Raw genomic sequence first — 3,489 nt, 5'->3', positions numbered from 1 at the left:
GTTAATGGGATCAATGCATACCGGGTTAGAAGAACACAAAGAAGGACTTGGTAAGCTTGCTGCCTTTTATGAAGAACGAGCAAAAGGTGGTGTAGGTCTTATTGTAACGGGAGGTTTTTCGCCCAACTTACGTGGCAGATTACACCCGTTTAGTGCCGAGTTCAGTAAACCTAAACACGCCAAAGCCCATAAAGTGGTCACTGAAGCGGTGCACAAACATGGCGGGAAAATCGCTTTGCAACTGCTTCATGCAGGGCGATATGCAATGCACCCATTTGCACAAAGTGCTTCGTCGATTAAAGCTCCTATTGCTCGTTTTGCGCCAAGCGAGATGAGCTCACGACAGATCAACAAAACCATTGATGCGTTTGCTAATAGTGCATCATTGGCTCAACTGGCGGGCTACGATGGTGTTGAGGTGATGGGCTCAGAAGGGTATTTGCTTAACCAATTTATCTGTAAGCGTACCAATACTCGCTATGATGAGTGGGGGGGATGTTACGAAAATCGAATTCGTTTCCCACTTGAGGTGGTTAAAGCGATTCGCAAAGCAGCAGGTGAAGACTTTATTATTATCTTCCGTCTCTCTATGCTCGATTTAGTCGAAGAGGGCAGTACATTTGACGAGGTAGTTCAACTTGCTCAAGAGCTAGAAAAAGCGGGTGTGACCATTATCAACACAGGTATTGGCTGGCATGAGGCGAGAATTCCAACCATTGCCACTCAGGTTCCCCGTGGTGCGTTTACCTGGGTTACCGAAAAAGTTCGCCCTCATGTCAACGTGCCTATCGTGACGTGTAACCGCATTAATACTCCTGAAGAAGCAGAAGATATTCTCGCTAGTGGTCATGCCGATATGGTTTCTATGGCACGTCCATTCCTTGCTGACCCGCATTTCGTTATCAAGGCAGAACAGAATCAGGCGCAGATGATTAATACCTGTATTGGTTGTAATCAGGCTTGCCTTGATAATGTATTTAAAGGCAAAAGAGCGGGTTGTCTGGTTAACCCATTGGCCTGTCGTGAGACCGAACTCGTGATAACGCCTACGGATGTGAAGAAGAACATTGCGGTTGTCGGCGCAGGTCCTGCGGGACTGGCCTGTGCGACAACCTTGGCGGAAAGAGGACACAATGTCGATCTATTTGAACGAAACGATCGAATTGGTGGTCAGTTCCGCTTAGCGATGCAGATCCCGGGTAAAGAGGAGTTTAGAGAAACCATCCGCTACTTTGCCAACCGCATTGATGAAACCGGGGTGAAACTGCATTTAGAAACTAACGCGAACTACGACCTACTGGCTGAGTATGACGAAGTCGTCATGGCCTCTGGTGTTGAACCACGTAAGGTTAAGATTGATGGAATCGATACGCCAGAGAAGGTGGTCGATTATCAAACCCTAATTCGCGAGAAGACTTTCGTCGGTAATAAAATAGCAATTGTCGGTGCTGGTGGCATCGGTGTTGATGTTGCTACCATGCTGACCGAACCTCATGGGCATAACCTCGATGATTGGCTGCATGAGTGGGGGATCGATAAAGAGATTTCTCATCCGGGTGGGCTTTACCCATACCCAGACTCGCTAAGCGACAAAACAGTTTGGCTATTGCAACGTCGCAAAGGCCGTGTTGGCAAGGGGCCGGGTAAAACCACAGGCTGGATTCATAGACGTACTCTTGAAAAAAGAGGTGTTAACCTGCTTGGTGGCGTGAGCTACGACAAAATTGATGAGCAAGGTCTGCACATTAGTCTTGATAACAAACAGCAATTGTTAGACGCCGATAGCGTGATTATTTGTGCTGGACAAGAGTCGGTGAGACCGTTCGAAGATCAATGGGATCGACTCGGTGACAAGCTGCATGTGATTGGCGGTGCGGATTATGCCGGCGAGCTTGATGCAGTGCGTGCCATCAAACAAGGTGTCGAGCTTGCGGTTAAGCTATAACGAGTTCCGATATAGTTAAAACTCTGAATATTATAAAAAAGGTCTCTTTTCGAAGAGACCTTTTTGTGTATCTGGTTATGGTTTAGAGAATAACCGTCTTATTGCCGTAAACAAAAACATGGTCGTTGAGTACCTTGTTGAGCGCTTTGCTTAACACATTCTTCTCTACATCGCGCCCGGCTTGCGCCATGTCTTGAGCACTGAAGTTGTGGTCAACTGGAATAACGTCTTGCTTGATGATTGGGCCTTCATCGAGATCGTTAGTCACAAAATGGGCCGTGGCACCAATGATCTTGACTCCGCGCTCGTAAGCTTGTTGATATGGCTTAGCACCAATGAAAGCAGGCAAGAAGCTGTGGTGGATGTTGATGATCTTGTGGTGGTACTTTTCAACGAATGACGGCGTAAGAACGCGCATGTACTTCGCTAACACTAGGTAATCGGCTTGGTACTGATCGATGACCTCAAGCATCTTCTGTTCGTGCTCTTCACGGTTTAGCCCTTCATGAGAGACATGGTGATAAGGGATATCGAATTTCTCTGTAAGACTTTGTAGCGTATCGTAGTTGCCGATCACCGCTGCAATGTCTACATCTAAGCTGCCATCGTAGTTCTTCATGAGAATATCACCTAAACAGTGTGCTTCTTTAGTGACTAAGATGACGACACGCTTGCGGTTTGAACTCATGAGTTTGCGCTTAGCTCTTTGCGGCAGTGCCTGGTCTAAGTCAGCAAGAAAGGTCTCATCATTAAAATAGCCTTCTAACTCGGTGCGCATAAAGAAATGGCCACTGGTGTTATCAACAAACTCGTTATTGTGGACAATATTAAGTTGATGCTTGTAACAGATGTTAGTGATCTTTGAAATAAGACCAGGGGCGTCCGTGCAATGTGTTAGCAGTGTTTTCTTTTCCATTAGGTTTAAACTTCCGTGCATTATTTTTTTCGTATTGTGAATTTTTTACGGGCATCCGAACGGTGAACTAACCCGCAATATTGAAGCTACAATTAAACTAATATCGAGATTGTTTCAACAAATAATCTGAGTTAACCGTTTGGCTGAGGTTATTTGAGGGAGTGTTTGTTCTCTTAGCGTGTCTTGAGGTGGTATTTATGGATAAAGAGCTATTAGCCCGTAAACTGTATTCTGAGCGAGTAAGCGCCTTAACTGGCGGGAAAGAACTAGACGAAGAAATTTTGGATGAAATGTGGGAAAACCGTGCCTCCCCTAGTGAAGCAGCACGTGCAATTATAGACAGTCAGCAAGAGGATTTTTCTGGGCCTGCGTGGCTAAATCGTTACCTAAACAAGCGTTAACTCTTCATGGTTGCTAAGGCGTGAAAATCTCATTCGCGCCTTAATTGATACCAATCACACCAATTATCTGGTCATTCTTGCTTGCTAAAACCGCTGACAACCGCGTTAAATCTTTTGTAGGTAGAGCAACTAGCTAGCTGCAATCTTTGCCTTGTTCTAAGCGGCTTTTTCCTAAGCAATTTTCTGAACATTTAATTAATGCGACTGGTATTAAAAACTGCCATAAT

The 3,489-nt window shown here is 45.5% G+C and carries 3 protein-coding genes; 2 read left to right on the top strand and 1 reads right to left on the bottom strand.

What is annotated here, in order from left to right:
- On the top strand, positions 1-1,945 hold a 1,945-nt coding region (locus QTO00_RS16745), incomplete at its 5' end, for an NADPH-dependent 2,4-dienoyl-CoA reductase (RefSeq protein WP_331425798.1).
- Positions 1,946-2,027: 82 nt separating this feature from the next.
- On the opposite strand, the gene purU is transcribed toward QTO00_RS16745, so the two are convergent.
- Positions 2,028-2,861, bottom strand: a complete 834-nt coding sequence (gene purU / locus QTO00_RS16740; protein WP_038206894.1) for a formyltetrahydrofolate deformylase — start codon at positions 2,859-2,861, stop codon at positions 2,028-2,030.
- Between the two features lie 197 nt (positions 2,862-3,058).
- On the opposite strand from purU, the gene QTO00_RS16735 reads away from it, so the two are divergent.
- Positions 3,059-3,262: a hypothetical protein gene (locus tag QTO00_RS16735; protein WP_038206897.1), complete on the top strand. Its 204-nt coding sequence runs from the start codon at positions 3,059-3,061 to the stop codon at positions 3,260-3,262.
- Positions 3,263-3,489 lie beyond the last annotated feature (227 nt).

The sequence above is a fragment of the Vibrio sp. M260118 genome (assembly GCF_036533755.1).
Lineage (GTDB): Bacteria > Pseudomonadota > Gammaproteobacteria > Enterobacterales > Vibrionaceae > Vibrio.
The sequence above is the reverse complement of the archived record's forward strand: the minus strand, read 5'-3'. Positions and strand labels throughout refer to the sequence as shown.